Genomic DNA, 22,422 nt, shown 5'->3' with positions numbered 1-22,422 from the left:
TGATACGACGAATGTTGAGTTATTTCACTAAGGGGCAAGGGAGAACTTGCACCGGTTATCTTTATTTGCACCAATCTACTCAACTCCACCGGGAGTTGGTATCGAGTGGATAATTTTTTTAGGAAAATTTGTGAGAGATTAACCATAAGAGAAGGTTCTTTGGCGAAGGGCACTTGGCTCTATCTCCCAAAATGCTTTTAACCTGGCAAGCGAGTCTTAGCCCTATATATGGCCACGGGTTTGAAATCATCCACACTAGAACTTCTGAAGCGCTTTAATCGGGCGTTTCCTCAGTTCTACGAGCAGTTTGTCAGCAGTGAGATTCAGCTACAAAACTTGAGGCTTGCCTATCGGCTCTATAAAACCACCAGAGCGGTTATTGAGCTGAAACCCGAAGGCAATAAAAGTGCCCTACATTTTGCTTACCGCAACCAATCTTTTCTGCTAAGTGATATTTTTGGGGTTCTGGCTGCATACGGGCTGACCATTCACAGTCTCAGTCTATATGGTCAAATCGCTCCTCCGATGCTAGTTTTCATCAAACTGGTGGTGTCTCGTGGCAGCAAAGCACTGACAGACAAAACCTCGGAAAATGTCTGTCGCGCCATTCGGGAAGCTTTGGCTGGGCGCTTTGAAGTAGAAGAGATGCTGGCAGTGGAATTTAATCTGGATGCCGGTTTGGAGCAGGTAGAAACGGAATTTTATGTAGACCCTGTTTTCCATCTTCCGGCGCTGTTAATTGAGGCGGATAACCAACCGGGTCTGTTTTATAAGGTGATGTACGCTATCTGGCAAGAGGATTTGCTGGTGGTCAATGCCAATTTGCTAGTCTGGCGAGGACGCACCCGCTTGATTCTTTACTTATTGGGACCGAACGAAAGTGTGATTCCGGAATATTTAGGTCAAAAAATTGCTGAAAGCGTGCGTCAGCGATTGCTAGGGCGCAGATTTTAATGTTTAGAATGTTTAGCCATTAGTCTTTTGTCCAATAGTCCTAACTTTACGCTTCTCGAAGCGATCGCGCCTACAAGCAGACGTTTCGTAAGGCAGGGGTAAGCCATGACCAATAACAATGACTTGTTCACCAATCTGGTAGAACTTCGGGATAGGATCAAAATATGGCAACTATCGAAATCCTGGGAGTTCGGCACACCTACGATTTGACGCCTCCCATTGCATCATCTACCCCTGTTTTAGTCTTTATCCACGGCTGGCTCCTCAGCCGTCGGTACTGGCAACCCCTGATTGAGCAGATAGCACCAGATTATCAGTGTTTGTCTTACGACTTGCGGGGGTTTGGTGATTCTCAGCCTCTGGATAATTATGGGTTCACCCGTCAAGAAATGCCGGTGCAGAGTCGGCAAGTCGTCCGCAAGAGTCAGCCAGAGGAGAACTTTCTTCGCTCTTCAGAGCCTCTTACGTTGAGCCTCTCGAATTACACTCCCGCTGCTTATGCCAAAGAAGTCGGTATTTTGTTGCAGAAGCTGAATATCTCTAGTGCTTGGCTGATTGGCCATTCGTTGGGTGGCAGCATTGCCCTTTGGGCGGCAGACCAGCAACCTGATTCGGTTAAGGGGGTCGTCTGCATTAATGCTGGAGGTGGCATTTATCTGAAGGAGGCCTTCGAGCGATTTCGGGCTGCGGGTCAGCAGCTTCTGAAACGGCGTCCCCATTGGCTGTGCTATGTACCGGGGATTGATTTGCCTTTTACACGGGCGCAAGTGGCGCGCCCAATTGCTCGGTGCTGGGGACGACAGCGACTGATTGATTTTATTACGGCTCATCCGGAAGCGGCGCTGGGGACTTTACTGGATTCGACGACGGAAGCGGAGGTCAATCGCTTACCGCAGGTGGTGTCACGGCTAAAACAGCCGGTTTATTTTATTGCTGGTGCTAAAGATAGGGTAATGGAACCGAAGTATGTGCGGCACTTAGCAAGCTTTCACCCGTTATTTCAGGGTTGTGGTGAGAACGTGATGGAAATTCCGGACTGCGGACATCTATCGATGGTGGAGCAGCCAGAGGCAGTTGCTACCGAAATTCGCAAAATTATAGCTAATTGTCCGGATTCTAGCAACTTCGCTTAAGGTAGATGTTTTGTTTGCACCATAAATCTTTAAATTTTATTAAGATTAAAGGAGTGCCTGCTAAAAAACGATATTGATTTTCGCTTCTTAGATTTTGACTGCGATCGCGATGAGCGCTCCCAGAAGAGTAGTAATTAGTCTGAGTGGCAAGGGAACAATCAACTGATGAATCTAAGGCTTTCCTGATACTTGTGCTGAAATTATGATCGATCCAAAACAGACTATTCAAATTTCTTCGGAGTTGACTGACGAACATCTGCTGGCTATCTGCGAGGCAGCCGATGTAATTGCTTGCGAGTGTCCTAGTTATTTGGTTCGGCTTTTAAATGATGTCAGAGAGTTTCGCCGTTACACAAATGAGTGTATTGAGCGCTTTCCCTCGGATGCAGAGACTCATCATTGGCTCAGCAGTCGGGCGAATCAGGTAGAAATGCTGCTGTCTTTAACAATTTATGAGCTTTTGCAGAAAGAAAATCTTTTAGATGAGAATAATCAGCTGAATTTGCAGCAGCTTTCAGACAGAAACCGGGCGATCGCGCTATCCAAAGTATTGCATCCTTACTCATCAAAATGATCGAGAGAATCGACTGATTTAAGGTCTGTTTAGAAATTGCGCGATCGCTTTGCCCGAAAAATATTGCATCCTCGCGCCTCAAAACTGGATGCAAACTTCTACTGTGAAGTTTGGTAAAGCTGCATAACATCAGTAATTGGCAGCCGGGACTGAACGCCCAAAGTCAATCGGGAAGTATGACCCCGATTCAAATGATCGGCGGCAGCACAGGCAATCATGGCGGCGTTGTCAGTGCAGAATTTTAGCGGGGGGAATAGCACCCGCAGGTTTCGCTGTGCAGTAGCGACTTGCAGGTGTTTTCTCAGCCCACTGTTGGCGGCGACACCGCCACCGATGGCAATGGTATCAAGACCGTAGTCGAGGGCGCAGGCGATCGCCCTTCGCGTCAGACTTCGCGCTACGCTTTCTTGGAAACTTGCCGCAATGTCATTCACCGGCAGCGACGGAGACGCTTCCTGCTGCAACTTTTGCACCAGTCTCAGCACAGCTGTTTTTAAGCCACTAAAACTAGAGTCATAGGGATGATAGCCGCCCCCTGGCACCCCGACATTCCCTTCCGGCAAAGGATAGGCTTGCGGATTCCCCGCTTGGGCGAGTTGGTCAATCACCGGCCCACCCGGATAACCCAGATTTAACAACCGCGCCACCTTATCGAAGGCTTCACCAGCGGCATCATCGCGGGTTTCTCCTAGTGTCTCGTACACACCACAATCTTTTACATAAATCAAGCTGGTGTGTCCGCCCGAAACCAGCAGACATAAAAAAGGCGGCTGTAAAGAAGGTTCGCTCAAATAAGTAGCGTATATGTGGCCTTCCAGATGATGGACTCCGACAAACGGTTTCCGATGGACAATCGCAAGAGTTTTGGCAGCCGTCAGCCCCACCAACAATGCCCCCACCAAACCAGGGGCGCAGGTTGCCGCAATACCATCAATTGACGCCCACTCCATCTGCGCTTCTTGGAGTGCTTTGTCTAAACAATTGTTAATTATTTCGACGTGTTGACGGGAAGCAATTTCTGGCACAACCCCGCCATACTGCCGATGAACAGGGATTTGTGAGGCGACGATGCTACTGCAAATTTGACGATTCTTTACGATCGCTACCGCCGTTTCGTCACAACTTGTTTCAATCGCTAATACTGTTGACATTCACTGGTACTTTAATATATCGATACATGATTGCTTCCGTACAAACAATGACCTTGTTTTGTACTTAAAAGTTTTCGTTTTGTAACAAAAGGAAACAATCCCATGAAACGATTGTTGGCTTTGATTTTTGCCCTTTGTATTTGGTTTAGCGTTGCCCCAACGGCATCGGCTGATAACGTATCAGGTCTGGTGCCATGCAGCCAGTCCAAGGCTTTTCAGCAACGTGCTGCAACCGCCCGCAATACCAACTTCGACCCCGATTCAGGGCGCAAGCGTTTTGAACGTTATTCTCAGGCAATGTGTGGCCCAGAGGGTTTACCCCACTTGGTTGTAGATGGTCGCCTGGATCGTGCCGGTGACTTTATCATTCCCAGCATTCTGTTCCTGTATATTGCGGGTTGGATTGGTTGGGTTGGTCGTGCCTATATTCAATCGGTGAAAAAAGAGGCAAACCCAGAGTATAAAGAAATCCAACTGGATGTTCCCCGGGCTGTTGGTTTTATGCTAAGTGGCTTCACTTGGCCTTTGGCAGCAGTCAAAGAATTGCTCACGGGTGAATTGACTGCAAAAGAAGATGAGATTCCTGTCTCAATTCGCTAGTTACGTTGAATTATTGACTGTTTTGGAGAATGATTCATGCAGTATTTCCTCAAGTATCTTTCCCTAGCTCCGGTTCTGGCTATTGTGTGGCTATCCCTTCAGGCTAGTCTCTTGGCTGTCTTTATCTACATTTTCCCCGACCTGCTTTTCCATCCAATGCCGTAAAGATCGCAGGATTTTCAAGACTGGTTAAAAAATGCTGTATCAAACGATAGAAGCATCTCCAGTTTTAACCCAACGATAATTAGTGGCACTAGCTCATCAAAAGGTGAAGAAATTATGCAAGTGCAAGCAATAAGCGACTCGAAAGATCGTCGTAACGACCCCAGAAATCGGGAAGTTGTCCATGAAGCTGGCGATCCGCAAATTGGCAATTTAGCAACGCCGATTAATTCTTCCGGTTTCACAGAGGCTTACATCAATAACTTGCCAGCCTATCGCAAAGGGCTGTCACCCGGACGCCGAGCATTAGAAATTGGTATGGCTCATGGTTATTGGTTGATTGGTCCCTTCGCCAAACTGGGTCCTCTGCGCGATACAGATGTCGCGAACCTGGCAGGTTTGCTGTCAACGGTTGGCTTGATTATCATTTTGACGATTGGGCTATCCCTCTACGCTTCTAGCAATCCCCCCAACCCCACTAAAACGATTACCACGCCCCGTCCTCCAGACGCCCTCAATAGTCAGGAAGGCTGGAACGAGTTTGCGAGTAATTTTCTGATTGGTGGAGTTGGTGGTGCGGGAATCGCCTACCTGCTGATTTCCAATTTGGAACTGCTTCAAGGTCTGTTCAAAATTGGGTAGTAGCAGTAGCGATCGCTAGCTTGGAAACACCTGTTATACAAGTCTTCTAGCGTTCGTTACGACTGGCTTACCACTGCGCGTCCACCCATCTGTTTAACCAGAAATGCGTGGCGTCGTGGCTGAGGCAAACCACTGACCAACCGTTTTCTTGCCACCAGGCAAGCGGTTATCTTAAACTCCTCACTTTGTTTTGAATCAAGAACCCTGCCCATGCCGTGAGGGCAGGGTTCTCTGTTTGTGCATGAGGGCGATCGCATTTATCCTGAGTAAGGTTGGAAAAAGAGGGACTTTAGAAGTTATGGCGCGTCTAGCACTGCTGAGTGTATCTGATAAAACTGGGCTAATCGACTTTGCCCGTCAGTTGGTTGAAAAATTTGAGTTTGATTTAATCAGCAGTGGTGGAACGGCTAAAGCCCTTAAAGATGCTGGGCTACCCGTGACGAAAGTTTCTGATTACACGGGTTCTCCGGAGATTTTGGGGGGGCGCGTTAAAACACTACATCCCCGGATTCATGGCGGGATTTTGGCGCGTCGGGATGTGCCCCAAGATTTGGCAGATTTGGAGGCGAACCAAATTCGCCCGATTGATTTGGTGGTGGTAAATCTTTATCCTTTTGAACAGACGATTGCAAAAGCCGAAGTCACATTGCCGGAAGCGATTGAGCAGATTGACATTGGTGGCCCTGCGATGATACGGGCTTCTGCAAAAAACTTCCAACATCTAACAGTTTTGTCTAACCCAAACCAGTATGATTCCTACTTGCAGGAATTGCGGCAGCAGGGCGGGGACGTGTCCTTTGAGTTCCGTCGGGCTAGGGCACGAGAGGCGTTTGAGCATACAGCGGGGTATGACAGGGCGATCGCGACCTATCTCACCCATCAATCCCCTGTCGAGGCGCATACATCGCCCCTACCCACCCAATTTGACCTTTCTGGACAACAGTTGCAATCTCTACGATATGGGGAAAATCCCCATCAACCTGCCGCATGGTATCAAACTGGGGCAGTTGCGTCTGGATGGGCGGCGGCGACTAAACTTCAGGGAAAAGAACTGAGTTATAACAACTTAGTGGATTTGGAAGCAGCGCGGCGGATTATTGCTGAGTTTCCCGATACCCCAGCAGCGACGATTATCAAGCACAATAATCCCTGCGGCGTAGGTTTGGGCAATAGCTTGTCTGAGGCTTATGAAAAAGCTTTTAATGCTGATTCGGTTTCGGCTTTCGGTGGGATTGTGGCGCTAAATCAGCCGATTGACGCCTCCACAGCGACAGCACTGACCAAAACATTTTTAGAATGCGTCGTGGCACCGGGATGCGAACCAGAGGCACAGGAAATTCTGGCGGCTAAGTCTAAGGTGCGGGTTTTGACTTTGCCAGACTTGGCGGCTGGGCCAGAAAATACAGTTAAGGTTATTGCCGGTGGTTTCCTCGTCCAAGCTTCTGATGACGTGGTGGAAAACGCCAGCCAGTGGCAAGTCGTCACAGAAAAGCAACCAACGCCAGAACAACTGGAAGAATTACTATTCGCCTGGAAAGTTTGCAAACACGTTAAATCTAACGCGATTGTTGTAACGCGCGATCGCACTACTTTAGGTGTGGGTGCTGGGCAAATGAATCGCGTCGGTTCGGTCAAAATTGCCCTAGAACAAGCTGGAGAAAAATCCTCAGGTGCCACGCTTGCCAGCGATGGTTTCTTCCCCTTCGATGACTCGGTGCGGACAGCAGCAGCGGCGGGAATTGTAGCGATTGTTCAGCCGGGAGGCAGTCTGCGCGATCAAGATTCAATTAAGGCTGCCAATGAGCTTGGTTTAGTGATGGTGTTAACAGGCATCCGTCACTTCTTGCATTAAGCAGTCACAGAAAGAGTTAGAGGGAGGTAGCGATCGCTAGGTTCAAATACTTTATGGCGATCGCTCACCCTTTTAACTACTGCACTGCATTCCTAAAATCAATCATTGTCTGACGATAGGGATCTGGCAATCCAGTGTCATAACATTTACCTTTGACAACATACCCAAGCATTCCCTCTTCCTGTTGCAAGTCGTCGAGACAGGATGTTAACTGAAATTCACCTTTTTGGTCGCGGAGGTTGTTGTTAATATTATGTTCAAGAAATTCAAATATTTTCGGTGTGAGTATATACAAACCAAAGATACATAAGAATTGATCTTCTGCCATCCCCTCTACACGAAGATGCTGGCGTGCATACTCAACCGTAGGCTTTTCTGCAAGTTGTGTTACTGAAAGGATTGAGTTTGATTCCTGCCAAATTCCGGTAACACAGCCAGATTTATGAAGGCTTTCTTCTGGAAGTGTCGTTAAACTAACAACACTTTGATTAACTTGTTTGTAAGCATCTAAAAGTTGACCTGCACATGAAGTTTCAGTGTCCGATGAGTAAACATGATCGCCCAGCATCAGCAGAAATGGCTCATCTTTCACCCATTCTTTGGCACAGAATACAGCATAACCATAGCCTTCTGGTTTGTCTTGATTCAAAAATGTAATTTTGCTGCCTAAATCTTGTAGATACTGGCTATATTCCTGATTTTGCGGCGATAATTTCTTGAAAAGTTCGCCTGGAGGTGGAGCCTTAAAGAACTCCTCAAAAAGTGCGCGATCGCCTGGTTGCACTACAATCCCGATTTCTTCTATACCAGCGCTGATGGCTTCTTCCACAATTGCTAGAATTACCGGCTTGGCACGACCCTCTCGATCGATAATCGGGAAAAATTCCTTTTTCACCGCCTTGGTAGCTGGAAATAAACGAGTTCCGAAACCTCCGGCTGGAATTATAGCTTTGCGAACTTTGCGTGCATGAAGTGTTAGCTTTAAACCTTGCATTTGAGGAAAATCCCGCTCAATAATTTCAATAACTTTTTGCTGGCTTTCTTCGTCTTTAACGATAAATTGTGCTGTACCATCCCCTTGCGAACCAACACCTTTCCCTCCCCAAATGTAGGGCTGAATGGGTTCATAATCAAGGATTTTATGCAGGATGGGAGCTGTTAATTGCTCAGGACAGACGGGAATTAGATGCTTATCAAATTCGATTTGTGCCTTTTTCATCAAGATACCAATTTGTTCAGCATCTCCTTTTTGCAAGGCGTCTACTGCTTCTTGAGTAATTTGAGAACTGATGGAGCCAAGATATTTTTGGACATTCTCTTGGGATTCGTTACTGGCGAAAGGATAACACTGATTCAAGTTACTGAGTATTTCTTGGGTATTTTTCCCAGCACCGAGATCGACAATTACAAAGAACAGGTTTTTGGGTACTTTTAGTTCAATAATATCCAAGCGTGAAGCGAAGCTATCGCCGCTAGGCGAATCGCCATCAAAAACCATCAGGATCGGGCGATCGCCATAAGCACACGCTTGATCCATCCGTCCGCAGCGAGAAGGCGTGGTAATCTCTCCCTGATAAGCCAACTCCATTTCGTCTCGGAGGGTCATTTTTAAGTCATACACGCGATTGAAAGCACGAGCTACGAGGACGCACAGCGCAGCACTGGAGGAAAGACCTTTCTTAACTGGCAAATCTGTCAGATAATTGTCGATTTCCAGTCCGTCCACTCGGTAACGAGCCACAAATTGGTAGGCAACGCCAGCGGCATAACTAAAGAAATCACCTTTTTCAGCTTCGGCAAGCAAAACCTCGGCGTCCATCGGCAGAGTCAGCGTTTTCCGGGTGCCGTCACTCAGGGAAGCGTGAAAAATCAGATGAGTGGGATGAGGCTTAACCTCGGCATAAAGCCCCTGATTAGTCCCGACGATCAGCGTATAGCCTTTTTCTAAATTCGGATTGATGCGGCGATAGTCTCCCGCCCAATCGCTGTGTTCGCCAAACAGACACAGGCGACCTGGAACAAAAATTTTCATAAATTTCATGCTGCTATCTTCGCACCCTCTAGTAATAAACTACTCTGGGTGGTGAGCAAGCGTTGAAGCGATCGCTCTTTTTATCTACGCGATTTATCTATCGCGATGATTCGGCTTTTTGCACCCCGTTGGGTATCGGTACCAGTCAATACATCGCACCGACTGGTTAAAATTGCTCTGAAGCTAGGGAGAAAGCCCAAAGATAGTTTCTTCAATTTTTCAACATCGAAGAGGAAACGTTTATGCAATCGGCTCCACAGCAGCCTAACGTCCAGGATGTAAAAGTTCAGCTTCTCCTAACGGGAGGACATGAGTACACCATTTATCTCAAGTCAGATTCACCCGTACTCCACAGTCTGCTGAAAACAATTGTGGCTCAATCCCAAAAACAGGAAGCGGTATTTTCTTGTTTATTTCAGATTCCCATCAATGAGGGTCATGCGGCTCTGTCTTTTCCGAGCGATCGCTTGGTTGGCATCGTTACGGAACCGCCCCTGTACGTGCAACAAAACTTGCCGCCAATAGAAGAGCCACCACTTCAATCTGTAGATTTTTTACCAAATATTTTACCTTCTGAATATGTGCAAATTGATAATTTCTTAACCTTGGAGGAAAAGAACCGCTTACTTAATTACGTTTGGGAACAAGAGTCAAACTTTGTTTCTACTAGCACTTCAACAAACGAGGCTGACTATCGTCGATCAATGGTTCTCTATTACTTCCCTGAATTTTCTGAATTGGTAGTCAATCGAATTAAAGCGATTCTCCCAAATGTCTTCAGAAAGCTAGGGATACCTTCTTTTAAAGTTTCCGATATTGAAAGTCAGTTAACTTCCCATAATGACGGGAATTATTTCAAAATTCATAACGATAATGGCAGCACTGAAACTATCACTAGAGAATTAACTTATGTTTATTACTTTTATCGCGAGCCAAAACCCTTTTCTGGTGGAGAGTTACTGATTTACGACAGTAAGGTGGAAAACAATTTTTACGTACAATCAGACTCGTTTAAAACAGTTGAACCGAAAAACAACAGCATTGTGTTTTTCCTGAGCCGCTATTTACACGAAGTTTTGCCTGTGGTTTGTCCTTCTAAAGCTTTCGCAGACAGTCGATTCACCATTAATGGCTGGGTGCGTCGTCAAGTAAATAATGCGTAACGACTAAAGTCGCAGCTACACGAACAAAGACCGCCTTCGCGGTCTAATATCAAGTCCGGTTAATTGACCATTTAAAGAATTAGCCTGTCTCCGTCAGGCTACGTTTTTGTAGCTGCATCCTCCAGGGTCTAGATAAATTCTGGTAAACGTAGAATACTCCCAGTGTATACGCGACGAAAAAACGCATACTATAAGGCTGATGTGCATTTCCAAATGCACATCAGCTTAGTTATCTTCTGGGGATGGATTAAAGCAGGAATGCTTCCAAATGCGAACCTTTTTTACCGTTGGGGTTTGATAATTTGGCAGGGTATTTTCGCGCATAAAATAAATAGAAAAGGTATCAAGCTGCTGTGACCCTTGGTGCTGAGAATTCCAATTGCGGCAAAGATATCGCCCATAGTAAAGACGATATTTGGAATTGTCCTTGCTCCAAAGATTCATCATGTATTTGCGCCAACGCTCGTTTGGATAAGTCGCAGACACAAGACGTGGTTTTTCCCAGCTTACAGGTGTGCCATCTTTAAAAACATCTATTTCGGTGCCATTTTTAAGCTGACCTGGAATGACATACCAGCCATCATCTTTAAGTGGATAGGGAGCAAACATACTCCATTTTTGGTCTAATCTCAACACAAGCGTCACCCAATTAACCACGCTTGGCAGCTTAAAGATAGAGGGAGCAATCGTCCTGAGATTCCACAAAGAGACGCAAAGCAATAAGAGGAAGGCGATAATATCTGTTAACAACGAAGAACGCACTTCCAGAGGACGAAACTTTAAAGGAGTCGTGACTTTAGAGGCGGCGCGGCGATTGTTGGCAATGATTTCGTAGGCTTTCGTACCCACAGACAAGACAGGACGCCATTCCAACAAGGGACTCAGAGGTCTAAGTAAGGGTGATAAGTGACAGACGTAGGCGATCGCTTTAAATTTGAAATGTTTGTATCCTTCCCAATCGACCACTACCCAGGAATTGTGAGTTTTCATGTCCGCGAAAATTTCCGGGTCATCCTGAGCTAAAAGCAGTGGCGTTCCTGGCAATACTAAGAAGGTGCGGATCAGGTATACCGTCTTTTTACAGAAACCACACTCTCCGTCATAGTAGATTTTGAGTCCCTGACGTTGCGGAGTTTGCAGGCGCTGAGAGATCCCATTCCAAAACTCGCTAGGGATGAAAATTAGCCAAGCGATCGCGCTGATAAAGGGAAAAAGACCGAGGGTTAGTCCTAGTCCAAAACCGAGATGTAACAGGATAAATGTCGCCACCGCACACAAGCGGAAAAAGCTGGTACGGATGGGGATGAACAGTAAAAATGGCCCTAATAACTCAATCCCCAGCGTGGTGTAGGTTAAAAAGACGAGCAGTGGCGGCGGAAATCCTAAGAAAAATTGACCGATGGGGGTCGCAAACTGATCGATGCTCAAGGCATAATAAACGGCGCTGCCTTCTTTCCACCAGATCGGATCGGACTTCAGCGCCCATGTAAACCAGTAGACAAAGCAGATTTGTAGTGTCAAGGCGACCGTTGCACCGGACAAAATGCGCTCCGGCAAAGCTTTTGAGGATGAATTAAGGGCGCTATCCACCGAATAACACGCCCCTAACGGCAAAAACATTGCCCAAAATAGCAACAAGCGAAATTCGATGTCTCCAGCACTGAGTACCATCGGGTTTCGACTATGAAGGGAAACCAAGAGTGCCCAGGATACGATAGTGACAAATCTTGTCCGATAACCGATTAACAGTGCAAAGGCAATAAATCCAGCAAATAAGAATAGAAAACTTTGAAATAAAGCTTGTCCGCTGAATAAATGTACTGACCAGAACCAAGGATTTAAGAATTGTTCAACCAGTGGGGCGCGGGGAAGGATGCCAAAATCAGTGTAGTGAGCTTTGAGATCCTTAGAACGATTAATCAGATCGGTAACGACGAGCAACGCTAGCCCGATGCGAAATAAAGCGAGCGATCGCAAGTCTAACCCAAACAGTTCCTCTAGTTTCCTCTCAAAGCCACTTTTAAATTTTTTCTCCTTGGAGAACATAGAACGTTAGCCCCTTAATTGACAATTCGGTTATAACTAAAATCTCTATAAAAGTCGCCAAAATCGCCATCCATTATCCGAATTACAGTGCCACCGATGCAAAGGCACCTTGTTAGCAAAAATTAGGGTTGGAAGTTCAACCAAACTTCCAACCCCCATCGCTTACCGAAACAATGACTATTCAATCAATGAATGGTTTAGTTAGATTTCCGACGGCGCACTACTCTCAGTCCTCCAACCATTAAGGCTAGAGCTGCCACAGTGCCTGGTTCTGGTACCTTTGTTGAACCACCATTATCGCCGCCGGTGGTGTCGCCGCCAGTGGTGTCGCCGCCAGTGGTATCGCCGCCAGTGGTATCTCCGCCAGTGGTATCGCCGCCAGTGGTATCGCCGCCAGTGGTATCGCCGCCAGTGGTATCGCCGCCGGTGGTGCCGCCGACAATAGTACCACCTAGCAATTTGTCACTCCCAGCGCCAGCATTTACCTGCTGGAAGCGAACTGCCGCCTGAAGGGTGTTATTTTGAAATCCAGCCAGGAATTGGCTTTCAAGTGTGGCAGCAACGAGGTTTGTACCACTTAATAAAAAGCTGACAAACGTATTGCCGCCCTGAGGAAGGGCACCATTAGCATTGCCACCTTCAAAGTTACCGTTATCAGCAACACCAACGCTAAAGTCACCGACTTGATTACTAAAAGGGGTAAAATTAACGTTTTGTAACAGTGTAGGGAAGAAACTGCTGCCTATGTAGGAGTTGCTAACTACGGACAAACCTTCCAGGAGATCGAACGCAACACCTGTCAGTTTAGACTGAGTGGCTCCAGCGCCGAAAATACTTTGACCAGTAGTGTTGGTGATATCCAGCCCAAGCCGAACGTTGTTTCCTTCCTGAATAAAACTGAAGTCTACAAAAGCTGATGCGCCAGTGGCAGGGTTATTAGAAGATTGACTGGTGGAACCAAAAGATATGCCGAAGGCTTGTGCCGAGCTTGGTACTAGAAAAGAGGATGTAATAGCAATGCCAGCTGCTGCTAAAACGGAAGGTAAAAATGAAGTTACTTTCATCGATGAAATCTCCTTGGTTAAGACACAAGATTAAATTGGCGTTTGTAGATAATGCTTTTTCTTTAGCCCTGCATATTTCACGCTCAGCTAATGTACGCAATATATCAGTGGCTCCTCTAAGCCACAATAGATTCTCAGTAGTTTCTCGATATCTTTAAATAAAAAGGCAACGCTCTTTATCGCTACTTCATGATTCTACTGATGAAGATTTTACTTAGTTTATTTACCTAGTTAAAACGAAGCAGTTTGTTAGCTTCTAATTTAAAGCAAAGTGTTTATACTGAGGCTTCATAATAAATTTATATAAAAATGGATTATGTTTATAGTTTCTTAAAATTAAATATCAGGGTTTATACGTAAATTATTGGTAGCTTTAAATAAATAGGCATTTTTCTTTATCGTTACTTTACAATCTATGAGGATTCCACGTAAATGATTGATGCTTTTTAAGAAGGCGATCGCTGTTTTTCAGTGCGAGATTTAAAGCGTTTTCATCGCTTACGCCATCCTCAAACAGATAGAACACCGCAGACTCGTTTGAGTTCCCACTCATGTTGTGTATTTAAGCCCAGATGATTCTTGTGCAGCCAGTTCTGGCTACTTACAATCGGTTGCCGAGGCAGTTTCTAATACGGTTCACGAAGAAGCTAAAAATTCAAAGCAAAGGTAGGTTGAATTAAGGAGCGAAGCTTAACAAATGCTTCTGTGTGTTGGGTTTCGTTCCTCAACCCAAACTACAACTACACGAAGATCGCGCGATCGCTCACACCGATCCGGGTGCTAAAACGATCCCTCAGCTTGCTACAGGGAGTGTCGTCTTGATTCAGCGGCATTGCAGGGGAAGCCGTTATGGAAAAGTAGCATTCCACACTAATTGATGTGCTATTTACCGCTTAATATTGATTCGCAGAGATTTCTACAACAAATGCTGTAAGAGTGCTGGGCACGCGATCGCGTGTCGCCGCCTTGCACTCTACTTCCTTACTCCTTGGCACCATCTACAGGCTTTTAAGCATTAATCTACAGCTCCAGATGCTTTGAGCGATCGCGCGATCTCCCGGTTTCGATTCATTTGGGCGATCGCCAAAGCCGTGTAGCCACCCCGGTTTTTCAAATTCACATCCGCACCAGCTTTCAGCAATACCTGCACGGCATTCGCATGACCCCGCTGGACCGCCCACATTAAAGCAGTCGCACCAGCATCATCCTGAAGATTGATATCCGCTCCCAACGAGAGTAGCCCTTGCATCACCCCCGCGTGCCCCTGCTCAGCTGCCTTGATTAGCGCACATTTCCCGTCGTTGGTTCGTGTATTGGGCTTAGACCCACCCTCCAGCAGCACTTTCACCGTGTCAGCGTGCCCCTGCAATGCTGCCACGGTTAACGCTGTCTCACCCAGATTCCCCGCGTTAGAATTCGCGCCCTTTCTTAACAGAGCTTCCACAATCGCCGTCTGACCATGCAATGCTGCCACCATCAAAGCAGTATCGCCTAACTTATTTCGCGACTGGACATCTGCTCCTCGGTTGAGGAGAATTTCCACAACATCAGCATGACCTTCGACAACGGCAAAGTTTAAAGCCGTCTCATCATCTTTATCTTTGGCATTGATATCCGCGCCGCGATCGAGTAAAGCCGTGACAATATCCGTGTTAGCGATCGCTGCCGCAGCCATCAGCGGGCTTCCGCCATCCGAGTTTTGAGCATTCACATCGGCACCGCCCTCCAGCAATGCTCTCACTACCTCCGGATGAACTCGATCGATTGCTAGAGTTAAAGCAGTTTCACCTTCTTTGTCTTTCGCATTCACATCAGCGCCTTTCGCTAACAACCGCTGAGTCACTTCTAAACGACCAAACTCAGCAGCTTGTCTCAGCGGGCTTCTACCATCTTTGGTTTCGGCATTCGCATCTGCCCCTGCGTCTAACAAAACCTGCACTGTGTCAGCGTGTCCGAGTCCAGCAGCGAGAAATAAGGGAGAGACGCCATCATTCTCTCTCCTTCCATTCACCTCAGCACCGGCATCTAACAAAGCTTGCACCACGCTAGCTTTGCCCTCCTGCGCTGCCAACATCAAAGCCGTATCCTCAACGTTGTCTTTGACATTAACTTGGGCACCCGCATCTAGCAAGATTTGCACCACCTCAACATGACCTTTCAGCGCCGCCACCATCAGCGCTGTGCTGCCATCCTCGTTGGCGGCATTCACATCAGCTCCAATGGAAGCTAACATTTTAACTACGTCAATCTGATTCGCTGCCGCTGCGATCATCAAAGCCGTCAGGCGATATCGTTGTCTAAGTTGATTGACGTTTGCACCAGCGTCCAGTAGAAGTCTGACAATTTCGGTGTAGCCGTTCTGGGCGGCAAACATCAAAGCGGTGGTGCCCTCCCGATCGGTCACACTGACATCAGCGCCAGCGGCGATTAGCGCTTTTATCCGCTGAATTTCTCCCCGCTTCGCCGCCCTAATTAAGTCTTGATTTGCACTCACGACTGTTGCCTCATCCCATCGCCAGCATTGCCACTTAACCTCAAATAATACCTTTGAGGAGATGGTGTGGCTTAACCCCCCAGCTTGGAAAGGACAAAGGCAACGAGGAAGCCAACAACGGTGATTAGTCCAGCAAAATCATGGACTTGCTCGAAAGCTTCTGGAATCATGGTGTCTGATATCATTGCCAGAATTGCGCCTGCTGCCACGGCGGTAGTTGCGGCGATAATTTCTTCAGAGAAGTGACTGAAGATGACATCGCCCAAAAGCGCAGCGATACCGGAAAGAATCGCGATCGCTGCCCACACGCCAAAGATATAGCGAGCTGAACGACCTGCTTTCTTCATGCCAGCGGCGCTGGAGAGTCCTTCGGGAAGATTCGAGAGGAAAACGGCTGCTACCGTCACCCAGCTAACAACTCCTCCTTGAATCATGCTGACGCCAATCACAATTGATTCCGGAATGCCATCCAGCAAGGCACCGATAGCGATCGCTAAACCGCTCCCACTCGCATCCTATAAGAGATTTTTGTTGGTTGCCAGAGCGCTTGCGATGCTTGGCACCCTGATAATTCAGATACCAGTTTGCCCCTGTGTAGACAGCAGCACCGCTTAAGAAACCAATTGCTGTTGAATCGAAGCCACCCCGCTGATAAGCCTCATCCATTAGCTCAAAAGATAGCGTCGAAATTAGCACCCCGGCACCAAAAGCCATCACGGCTGCGATCGCTTGCGGGGAAATTCGCACAAAATATCCCAACCCGGCTCCGAATAGCAACGCCGATCCACCCACCAATCCCCAGAAACCTGCCTGTAACCAGACTGGCAACATCAGCTGCCCTCCTTCAGAAATTCCTGCCCTGCAATGTTTAGCAGATTTTCTACTACTCGATCATCTGAGGTTATGGCGCGGTAATGACGACTACCCAAAGGTAGACAGCCATTATGATAAGTTTTATAAAGTTCCTTAATGAGCCGAATCTTATGAGCTTGGAAATCCCCGTATCGATTAAACCCTGGCTTAATTTTATTCACCCCGCCTTGATGTGGGTGTTACTGGGCACATCCCTCTATGCCCTATATCTGGGGATTCTCGTCCGACGCACTCGCAATGCTGAAGGGGAAGCCAAAAAAGAGCTAATCAAAGGCAGGTTTAACGTCCGGCACTACCAAGTTGGTTCATTGCTGTTGGCGTTGATGGTGATAGGCACGCTGATCGGCATGGGCGTTACCTATATCAATAATGGAAAACTCTTTGTCGGACCTCACCTGCTAGCAGGCTTAGGCATGACGGGGATGATAGCAGTTTCTGCTGCACTCTCTCCCTATATGCAAAAAGGTCACAATTGGGCGCGTTACAGTCACATTTTTTTAAATGTTGTGCTTTTGGGACTGTTTGGCTGGCAAGCTGTCAGCGGTGTGGAAATTTTGCAAAGGATCATCAGCAAGATGTAGCCTTTGGGAGGATGCTAATGGCTAATAGCAATTAGCCATTAGCCATTAGGGATTTAGCCATTAGCCCTTTTCTTGGCTTTTTTAGGCACGGGCAAGCCCAGACTGGTATGAAAGTCTTCCTGGACTTTGGGGGTGAGAGACTTAGAAACTTGTCGCACAATTTGAGCCAAGAGGCGATCGCCTGTATTTTGAATCACAGACTTAGGCAACTTGTGAATAAACTTGGGAAACTGAATATAAACGGACAAGTCCAGATGCCACTCAACATAGGTGATCGCAGATACCTGATGTGGGGCGAATCTATCTGCCGGTACTTCCACTAATGTCATCGCCGACTCATAGTCAACGTCATAGCCTGGAGTCACGTAATTCGGAACGGGTACTGTCCGAACTCGATAAACACCTTGATCCCGTGGCAAAAGTTCTAAGCCAATTTTTGGCTCCACCTCATAACCAAACGCACCGAAACGCCCGATTACCAAAGCGTAACCATTCTCTCCTAGGGGTTCTACTTGCATGGGGTGAGCGCAGCGGCAGAACCAACCGTGGTGAGTATCTAAATACTTAGCAACCGTTTCGGCATCGGCATACATCTCCATGCAGCTCTCAAAGTGAGTATGAAATCGAGTCGTTTCATGTGTACTCGCGGCTTCTATGGCTGCGTTGTCGGCATCCATGAGACTGGATACTGGATTCAACATTCCTGAGTTAACCTCAAACGGTACCTCAAACGGTTGACGATCGTAGAATTGCGACTGCATCACCTGCTCTCCTGCGCTGGTTGCCGTTTTTCTATATACAGGATTCCCACAATGGGCTGAATTGTTTCCATAAATTCTAATTCTTCAACAAAAGACGACAACGCCTTTGAGTTTCTACAATTAAAAAGTTAGAGTTTACTGCCAACCAAAAAAAATTCTCTGTCCACTCAGCATAGCTTGCGATTCTAAAGACTGGACACGGGTAATTTACGGAGAAATGAATGAAAGCATTTGTAGCAGGGGCAACGGGGGAGACAGGTCGTCGGATTGTACAAGAGCTGGTGCAGCGGAATATACCTGTTCGAGCGTTAGTTCGAGACATCGAAAAAGCTAGGCAGATTCTACCAGATGCCGCTGAATTGGTAGTTGGCGATGTTTTACAGCCAGAAAGCCTCTCTTCTGCCCTAGGTGATAGTACGGTTTTACTGTGCGCCACAGGTTCTAGCCCCGGCTTTGACCCGACTGGACCCTACAAGGTGGACTACGAAGGCACTAAAAATCTAGTGGATGCCTCTAAGGCAAAGGGAATCGAGCATTTTGTGCTGGTTTCTTCAATTGGTGCTTCTCAATTTTTGCATCCGCTGAATCTGTTCTGGCTGATTCTGGTGTGGAAGAAGCAAGCAGAGGAATATATTCAGAAAAGCGGGTTGACCTACACAATTGTGCGGCCTGGAGGTCTTAAAAACGAAGAGAACTCAGAGCCAATCGCTATGTACAAGGCTGACACTCTGTCTTTAAGTGGCAGCATTCCCCGTACTAAGGTCGCGAAGGTGTGTGTTGAAGCGCTATTTCAACCATCGGCTCGCAATAAAATTGTTGAAATCATTACCAAGGCAGAGGCTCCTGAAAAAAGCTGGGAGCAGATGTTTGCCAGTGTGGCCTAATTATGTTCTCAGCCATCGGGCGTTTTCTCGCCGGGATGTTTTCAGCGATCGGGAGTTTTCTCATCGGGATGCTGAGCATGACGGCGGTGCTGTGCTTGTTGCTTTATCTTAAAGACTGGGAGCAGCTGCGCGATCGCGGCTTCTCCTACGGAAACTCGTCGGTGGCTCCACTGAACGGAAACGGTACCGCTCCCTTGGCAATGCAAGGGGGCGATCCTTATATCCGTGCCTTGATGCGGACAATTTCTGCTAGTGAAGCAAATGTTGCCCAGCCTTATCGGGTCATCTATGGCGGTCAGTATGTCCAAGACCTCAGCCAGCATCCCCAGATGTGCATCCCGATTGGTGTTGGCCCTAATACGGGAAAATGTTCTACTGCTGCTGGTCGCTATCAGATGCTCAACACGACGTGGCTTGAGAAGGCTCAGCGCTATCACCCGCAGCCTTCAGAATTTATGTTTTGGCACTCTTATAGCTTTGAGCCACAATTTCAGGACGCTGTAGTTTATGCGTGGCTGAGTGACCGGAAAGCCTGGAAAGTAGACATTTCCAAGTTGCTGCGTCAAGGGAAACTAAAAAAGGTGTTGCGGCTGCTATCTGGCACTTGGACAAGTCTGGGCTATGGGATAGAAACCAACTCTATGAGTGGGAAGTTGCCAGAAATTTATGAGCAAATGCTAAAAGAAGAGCTACAAACTTATGGATAAAAAACCGACGCGAGTGCGGGTTTCCAAATTTAATCTAGTTCAGTGAACTTTAGTATCCATCACACTCTTCAGCTTGCCCTAAAATATCTTTCCCCTCATTGTTTGTAACGTAGACTTACTAGAAATTCATCCGAATCAGCAACGTTTTGCGGTTAGAAGAGGCAACACCTCCTTCTGGAGCTGACGTGTTGAAAAAAATCGGCATAGCCATTACCACCAGCCCAATTAGAAAAATATGAGCGATTAAGTCAAAGGTTGTGAAACCTTTGCTTGTACTTTTTTTGAAACCGGGTAGTAAGCACAAAGCTGGGCGGTGGAGATTCATGGCGGACTCCAAAGGAGGTGAGGTCGAACAATCTATTACTATAGATAGTTGAATTAATAGACTGTTCCCACCGTTTTTTTAAGGGACTTTTGATGAATGCGATCGCCTTTCTCCGTAGAAACCCTTGCTTTTGCTCCTTTTTTTCCGGACGTTGTTAAGTTTTTAAGAAAAAAACTTAACAACGTTTGCCAAAGCAGTGATAATTTTCTTAAGCTTAAAAGCTCCTTGAGAGCTTGATGTCAGAGAAAAACCAAGTATTGATTAGCCAACATAAGTTTAAGCACCTATAAAGCTATTTTTCATAGATTTCTAAAGGTAATCCGTCTGGATCGCTAAAGAATGTAAACCGCTTGCCAGTCATCTCATCAAGTCTAATATCTTCTACCTGCACTCCTTGGTTTTTTAAATAGTAAACAGCTTCATCTATATTTTTGACAGCAAACGCTAAATGCCTCAATCCGCAAGCTTCAGGGTGACTTAATCTTTGAGGAGGATTAGGAAATGAAAAAAGCTCAATTTGATCGCCGCGACCAACTCTCAAATCTAATTTGTAAGAATTTCTTTCTTCTCTAAAGGTTTCTTGGATAATTGAGAATCCTAAAACCTCTACATAAAACTTTTTAGATTTTTCATAGTTAGAGCAAATAATCGCGGCATGATGAATTCCTATTGTTTCCATAAAATGAAATTCCGCACAACGGCAACCAATAAACTACATTTCTGATAATAACTTGACTTTGAAAAAGTCAAGTTACTAACTTAAATTAATTACAACTGTAATCAGTCGGGTTTTTTACAATATCAAATTAGTTTAATAGCTATTACTTAGAATGTTGTTCCAGCATCCCACCCAAAAGCGGAGACACGTATTTAGCATTTGGTTTTTTGTTCGCAACATATACACTTCTTAGCTTCCCTTTTTAAGCCCGATTGGGAGAGCGTTAAGGTCGCGTCTCAAAACCCAAACTGCTTTAGTGTAAGCATTACTTTAACAAATATAATTAACTTGGTACAGACTTAGCTAAAAACCGCCTAACTTTTTCAAAAAATACCTTTGGACTTTCCACATGAATATTGTGCCCACAATTACTAATTAGATTAACCTCGGCTGCTTTACACAATTTCGCCATTTCCGAGTTAATGACTCTAAACTTATTATCATATTCACCTACTAGCAAAAGCATAGGGTTTTGGTTTTGTTTGAGCGCTTCCCATAAAGAAGGTTGGCATCCAGTACTTAAATTACTTAGGGACTTAGCCAATTCAAAGGGATTATTTTGTAGCCGAGACTCTATTATCTGCTCAAATTTCAGATGTTTTTTGAGAGAGACAAAAAGCGGCTGGTCGTACCAATTTGTTAAAAATTCTAAAAAATCAATGGTTACTAATTCCTGCGATAATTCTAGATCCCGCTGAAGTCGCTTCCATCGTTCCTCTTCGGTCTTCAACCCAGGCGATGCCGATTCCAAGACAACTTTAGGAAAACGTTCGGGGAAATGAAGGGTCAAATATAAAGCCAATCGTCCACCCATCGAATAACCAACCAAAAAACATTTTTCAATGCTTAACTGTTCTAGCAGGTTGAGCAACGCCTGGGCAGTATTTGCCATTTTATAGCACTCATCTTCACCCATAACCTTAGTTTGTCCATGACCTGGAAGATCAACAGCAAGACAACAAAATTGGTCAGACAAAAATGAGATAACTTGATTAAATTCGTTGCAGTCACCCATAAAGCCATGTAAAAACAGGATTATCGGTTTATCTGCGCTACCGCTCAAAGAATAGTGAAATTGATAATCAAACGTCATCCTCTACAACTGTTTGCTCAAATCTGATTTGCTTAATCGTAATGCACGTCAGGATAGCGATCGCATCCTCTGTCACCAACACTACCAGTTGCGATCGCTATCCTGACTGGAGCTGCAAGCAATGCAGTAGAATTTATGCTGCTCTATTCGTTGGCAATTCCGACTCCGGAATTAGGAAGCTTTTGCTATCCCTGTGTACAGAGGCAATCGAACCGGGTTAACCGTGCGATCGCTTCCTCCAACTTCCCCAACATAGTGCCATCACTAAAAACATTAATATATTTTATTACTTTTTACTTAAACATTAAATTGTCTGATTAGTTTTATTGGGAATTATGCTACGTTTCTAAAGTAAATATTAGGCTAATAAAAGTCAATACTATGACAAAAAATACTAACTATTCCTATCTCAGTGAATTCACATAATCAAGATATTTTGGTATATAAGTGCTTAAGCAAAATTAATTACATATTCGGTTCCGACTTTTTTTAGCACATTTTTGACATACTTTACTAAACTTTTCCAGTCCCGATAAGCCTCTATCTCTATCCATTCATATTTCATAAACTTCCATAAGATTTCAATTAAGTTGAGTTCGGGTGAATAAGGGGG

Annotated in this window: 24 protein-coding genes and 2 pseudogenes; 13 read left to right on the top strand and 13 right to left on the bottom strand. The window is 45.9% G+C overall.

Features of this window, described 5'->3' with window-relative positions:
- The first annotated feature begins 228 nt into the window (after nucleotides 1-228).
- Complete coding sequence (locus NDA06_RS19555; protein WP_190414000.1) at nucleotides 229-954, top strand: hypothetical protein; 726 nt, start codon at nucleotides 229-231, stop codon at nucleotides 952-954.
- Between the two features lie 12 nt (nucleotides 955-966).
- Here the strand turns inward: NDA06_RS19555 and NDA06_RS19550 are convergent, their stop codons facing one another.
- A complete protein-coding gene (locus NDA06_RS19550) occupies nucleotides 967-1,125 on the bottom strand; it encodes a hypothetical protein (protein ID WP_348251816.1) in 159 nt (52 codons plus the stop codon).
- Between NDA06_RS19550 and NDA06_RS19545 the strand changes: the two genes are divergently transcribed.
- Both NDA06_RS19545 and NDA06_RS19540 read left to right on the top strand, forming a co-directional pair.
- Nucleotides 1,119-2,087: an alpha/beta hydrolase gene (locus NDA06_RS19545; protein ID WP_190986786.1), complete on the top strand. Its 969-nt coding sequence runs from the start codon at nucleotides 1,119-1,121 to the stop codon at nucleotides 2,085-2,087. The two genes, NDA06_RS19550 and NDA06_RS19545, sit on opposite strands and share 7 nt — an antisense overlap.
- Nucleotides 2,088-2,289: 202 nt before the next feature.
- Nucleotides 2,290-2,661 carry a hypothetical protein gene (locus NDA06_RS19540; RefSeq protein WP_190413995.1) on the top strand — a complete coding sequence of 124 codons (372 nt, stop codon included), beginning with the start codon at nucleotides 2,290-2,292 and terminating at the stop codon, nucleotides 2,659-2,661.
- Nucleotides 2,662-2,759: 98 nt separating this feature from the next.
- Here NDA06_RS19540 and tsaD read toward each other — a convergent pair whose 3' ends face one another.
- Nucleotides 2,760-3,812: a tRNA (adenosine(37)-N6)-threonylcarbamoyltransferase complex transferase subunit TsaD gene (gene tsaD, locus NDA06_RS19535; RefSeq protein WP_190527300.1), complete on the bottom strand. Its 1,053-nt coding sequence runs from the start codon at nucleotides 3,810-3,812 to the stop codon at nucleotides 2,760-2,762.
- Between the two features lie 102 nt (nucleotides 3,813-3,914).
- Between tsaD and NDA06_RS19530 the strand changes: the two genes are divergently transcribed.
- The 4 genes from NDA06_RS19530 (at nucleotide 3,915) to purH (ending at nucleotide 7,068) form a co-directional block, all read left to right on the top strand.
- Nucleotides 3,915-4,412 carry a Photosystem I reaction center subunit III gene (locus NDA06_RS19530; protein WP_190413990.1) on the top strand — a complete coding sequence of 166 codons (498 nt, stop codon included), beginning with the start codon at nucleotides 3,915-3,917 and terminating at the stop codon, nucleotides 4,410-4,412.
- Nucleotides 4,413-4,448: 36 nt separating this feature from the next.
- Nucleotides 4,449-4,577, top strand: a complete 129-nt coding sequence (locus tag NDA06_RS19525; RefSeq protein WP_190413988.1) for a photosystem I reaction center subunit IX — start codon at nucleotides 4,449-4,451, stop codon at nucleotides 4,575-4,577.
- Nucleotides 4,578-4,691: 114 nt separating this feature from the next.
- Entirely contained in the window at nucleotides 4,692-5,216 is a 525-nt protein-coding gene (locus NDA06_RS19520) for a photosystem I reaction center subunit XI (protein WP_190413986.1), read from the top strand.
- Nucleotides 5,217-5,514: 298 nt separating this feature from the next.
- A complete protein-coding gene (gene purH / locus NDA06_RS19515) occupies nucleotides 5,515-7,068 on the top strand; it encodes a bifunctional phosphoribosylaminoimidazolecarboxamide formyltransferase/IMP cyclohydrolase (RefSeq protein WP_190986785.1) in 1,554 nt (517 codons plus the stop codon).
- A 76-nt stretch (nucleotides 7,069-7,144) separates the two neighbouring features.
- Here the strand turns inward: purH and NDA06_RS19510 are convergent, their stop codons facing one another.
- Together NDA06_RS19510 and NDA06_RS19505 are read right to left on the bottom strand one after the other, a co-directional pair.
- Nucleotides 7,145-8,062: a UTP--glucose-1-phosphate uridylyltransferase gene (locus NDA06_RS19510; protein ID WP_242047541.1), complete on the bottom strand. Its 918-nt coding sequence runs from the start codon at nucleotides 8,060-8,062 to the stop codon at nucleotides 7,145-7,147.
- 534 nt (nucleotides 8,063-8,596) lie between these two features.
- Nucleotides 8,597-8,887, bottom strand: a pseudogene (locus NDA06_RS19505) (GHMP kinase); the annotation flags it as partial.
- Nucleotides 8,888-9,342: 455 nt separating this feature from the next.
- On the opposite strand from NDA06_RS19505, the gene NDA06_RS19500 reads away from it, so the two are divergent.
- Nucleotides 9,343-10,263: a 2OG-Fe(II) oxygenase gene (locus NDA06_RS19500; RefSeq protein ID WP_190536592.1), complete on the top strand. Its 921-nt coding sequence runs from the start codon at nucleotides 9,343-9,345 to the stop codon at nucleotides 10,261-10,263.
- Between the two features lie 225 nt (nucleotides 10,264-10,488).
- Here the strand turns inward: NDA06_RS19500 and NDA06_RS19495 are convergent, their stop codons facing one another.
- Both NDA06_RS19495 and NDA06_RS19490 read right to left on the bottom strand, forming a co-directional pair.
- Entirely contained in the window at nucleotides 10,489-12,309 is a 1,821-nt protein-coding gene (locus NDA06_RS19495; protein WP_190536591.1) for an HTTM domain-containing protein, read from the bottom strand.
- 197 nt (nucleotides 12,310-12,506) lie between these two features.
- A complete protein-coding gene (locus tag NDA06_RS19490) occupies nucleotides 12,507-13,373 on the bottom strand; it encodes a PEP-CTERM sorting domain-containing protein (RefSeq protein ID WP_348251815.1) in 867 nt (288 codons plus the stop codon).
- 707 nt (nucleotides 13,374-14,080) lie between these two features.
- Here NDA06_RS19490 and NDA06_RS19485 point away from each other — a divergent pair.
- The gene (locus NDA06_RS19485) at nucleotides 14,081-14,251 is read left to right on the top strand and encodes a hypothetical protein (RefSeq protein ID WP_190430322.1); all 171 of its coding nucleotides are present in this window, start codon (nucleotides 14,081-14,083) and stop codon (nucleotides 14,249-14,251) included.
- Nucleotides 14,252-14,388: 137 nt separating this feature from the next.
- Here NDA06_RS19485 and NDA06_RS19480 read toward each other — a convergent pair whose 3' ends face one another.
- Both NDA06_RS19480 and NDA06_RS19475 read right to left on the bottom strand, forming a co-directional pair.
- Nucleotides 14,389-15,867 carry an ankyrin repeat domain-containing protein gene (locus tag NDA06_RS19480; protein WP_190986782.1) on the bottom strand — a complete coding sequence of 493 codons (1,479 nt, stop codon included), beginning with the start codon at nucleotides 15,865-15,867 and terminating at the stop codon, nucleotides 14,389-14,391.
- A 71-nt stretch (nucleotides 15,868-15,938) separates the two neighbouring features.
- Nucleotides 15,939-16,698 (bottom strand): annotated as a pseudogene (locus NDA06_RS19475) (ZIP family zinc transporter).
- A gap of 152 nt (nucleotides 16,699-16,850) precedes the next feature.
- On the opposite strand from NDA06_RS19475, the gene NDA06_RS19470 reads away from it, so the two are divergent.
- A complete protein-coding gene (locus NDA06_RS19470) occupies nucleotides 16,851-17,321 on the top strand; it encodes a DUF4079 domain-containing protein (protein ID WP_190676890.1) in 471 nt (156 codons plus the stop codon).
- A 53-nt stretch (nucleotides 17,322-17,374) separates the two neighbouring features.
- Here NDA06_RS19470 and NDA06_RS19465 read toward each other — a convergent pair whose 3' ends face one another.
- Complete coding sequence (locus NDA06_RS19465; RefSeq protein WP_347277059.1) at nucleotides 17,375-17,998, bottom strand: DUF1997 domain-containing protein; 624 nt, start codon at nucleotides 17,996-17,998, stop codon at nucleotides 17,375-17,377.
- Nucleotides 17,999-18,303: 305 nt separating this feature from the next.
- Here NDA06_RS19465 and NDA06_RS19460 point away from each other — a divergent pair, with 305 nt between their 5' ends.
- Both NDA06_RS19460 and NDA06_RS19455 read left to right on the top strand, forming a co-directional pair.
- Nucleotides 18,304-18,966, top strand: a complete 663-nt coding sequence (locus tag NDA06_RS19460) for an NAD(P)H-binding protein (RefSeq protein WP_190986780.1) — start codon at nucleotides 18,304-18,306, stop codon at nucleotides 18,964-18,966.
- A gap of 2 nt (nucleotides 18,967-18,968) precedes the next feature.
- The gene (locus NDA06_RS19455) at nucleotides 18,969-19,673 is read left to right on the top strand and encodes a glycoside hydrolase family protein (protein WP_242029157.1); all 705 of its coding nucleotides are present in this window, start codon (nucleotides 18,969-18,971) and stop codon (nucleotides 19,671-19,673) included.
- Nucleotides 19,674-19,791: 118 nt separating this feature from the next.
- Here NDA06_RS19455 and NDA06_RS19450 read toward each other — a convergent pair whose 3' ends face one another.
- The 3 genes from NDA06_RS19450 to menH form a co-directional block, all read right to left on the bottom strand.
- Entirely contained in the window at nucleotides 19,792-19,998 is a 207-nt protein-coding gene (locus tag NDA06_RS19450) for a hypothetical protein (RefSeq protein WP_190413967.1), read from the bottom strand.
- A 292-nt stretch (nucleotides 19,999-20,290) separates the two neighbouring features.
- Entirely contained in the window at nucleotides 20,291-20,677 is a 387-nt protein-coding gene (locus NDA06_RS19445) for a VOC family protein (protein WP_190413965.1), read from the bottom strand.
- 322 nt (nucleotides 20,678-20,999) lie between these two features.
- Nucleotides 21,000-21,809 carry a 2-succinyl-6-hydroxy-2,4-cyclohexadiene-1-carboxylate synthase gene (gene menH, locus NDA06_RS19440; RefSeq protein ID WP_190986779.1) on the bottom strand — a complete coding sequence of 270 codons (810 nt, stop codon included), beginning with the start codon at nucleotides 21,807-21,809 and terminating at the stop codon, nucleotides 21,000-21,002.
- A gap of 41 nt (nucleotides 21,810-21,850) precedes the next feature.
- Between menH and NDA06_RS19435 the strand changes: the two genes are divergently transcribed.
- Entirely contained in the window at nucleotides 21,851-22,030 is a 180-nt protein-coding gene (locus tag NDA06_RS19435) for a hypothetical protein (RefSeq protein WP_190438111.1), read from the top strand.
- A 230-nt stretch (nucleotides 22,031-22,260) separates the two neighbouring features.
- Here the strand turns inward: NDA06_RS19435 and NDA06_RS19430 are convergent.
- Nucleotides 22,261-22,422 (bottom strand): transposase (locus tag NDA06_RS19430; protein ID WP_190985828.1); only part of this gene is annotated, 162 nt, incomplete at its 5' end.

It is taken from the genome of Trichocoleus sp. ST-U1 (genome assembly GCF_039961835.1).
GTDB lineage: Bacteria > Cyanobacteriota > Cyanobacteriia > Cyanobacteriales > FACHB-T130 > FACHB-T130.
The sequence above is the reverse complement of the archived record's forward strand: the minus strand, read 5'-3'. Positions and strand labels throughout refer to the sequence as shown.

Coding starts and splice junctions, on each gene's coding strand:
- tsaD (WP_190527300.1), bottom strand. CDS start 3,812: ATGTCAACAGTATTAGCGATTGAAACAAGTTGTGACGAAACGGCGGTA.
- NDA06_RS19465 (WP_347277059.1), bottom strand. CDS start 17,998: ATGGATGCCGACAACGCAGCCATAGAAGCCGCGAGTACACATGAAACG.
- NDA06_RS19455 (WP_242029157.1), top strand. CDS start 18,969: ATGTTCTCAGCCATCGGGCGTTTTCTCGCCGGGATGTTTTCAGCGATC.
- NDA06_RS19460 (WP_190986780.1), top strand. CDS start 18,304: ATGAAAGCATTTGTAGCAGGGGCAACGGGGGAGACAGGTCGTCGGATT.
- NDA06_RS19435 (WP_190438111.1), top strand. CDS start 21,851: ATGCACGTCAGGATAGCGATCGCATCCTCTGTCACCAACACTACCAGT.
- NDA06_RS19445 (WP_190413965.1), bottom strand. CDS start 20,677: ATGGAAACAATAGGAATTCATCATGCCGCGATTATTTGCTCTAACTAT.
- NDA06_RS19525 (WP_190413988.1), top strand. CDS start 4,449: ATGCAGTATTTCCTCAAGTATCTTTCCCTAGCTCCGGTTCTGGCTATT.
- NDA06_RS19540 (WP_190413995.1), top strand. CDS start 2,290: ATGATCGATCCAAAACAGACTATTCAAATTTCTTCGGAGTTGACTGAC.
- NDA06_RS19490 (WP_348251815.1), bottom strand. CDS start 13,373: ATGAAAGTAACTTCATTTTTACCTTCCGTTTTAGCAGCAGCTGGCATT.
- NDA06_RS19545 (WP_190986786.1), top strand. CDS start 1,119: ATGGCAACTATCGAAATCCTGGGAGTTCGGCACACCTACGATTTGACG.
- NDA06_RS19470 (WP_190676890.1), top strand. CDS start 16,851: ATGAGCTTGGAAATCCCCGTATCGATTAAACCCTGGCTTAATTTTATT.
- NDA06_RS19510 (WP_242047541.1), bottom strand. CDS start 8,062: ATGCAAGGTTTAAAGCTAACACTTCATGCACGCAAAGTTCGCAAAGCT.
- purH (WP_190986785.1), top strand. CDS start 5,515: ATGGCGCGTCTAGCACTGCTGAGTGTATCTGATAAAACTGGGCTAATC.
- NDA06_RS19450 (WP_190413967.1), bottom strand. CDS start 19,998: ATGAATCTCCACCGCCCAGCTTTGTGCTTACTACCCGGTTTCAAAAAA.
- NDA06_RS19495 (WP_190536591.1), bottom strand. CDS start 12,309: ATGTTCTCCAAGGAGAAAAAATTTAAAAGTGGCTTTGAGAGGAAACTA.
- NDA06_RS19555 (WP_190414000.1), top strand. CDS start 229: ATGGCCACGGGTTTGAAATCATCCACACTAGAACTTCTGAAGCGCTTT.
- menH (WP_190986779.1), bottom strand. CDS start 21,809: ATGACGTTTGATTATCAATTTCACTATTCTTTGAGCGGTAGCGCAGAT.
- NDA06_RS19520 (WP_190413986.1), top strand. CDS start 4,692: ATGCAAGTGCAAGCAATAAGCGACTCGAAAGATCGTCGTAACGACCCC.
- NDA06_RS19530 (WP_190413990.1), top strand. CDS start 3,915: ATGAAACGATTGTTGGCTTTGATTTTTGCCCTTTGTATTTGGTTTAGC.
- NDA06_RS19500 (WP_190536592.1), top strand. CDS start 9,343: ATGCAATCGGCTCCACAGCAGCCTAACGTCCAGGATGTAAAAGTTCAG.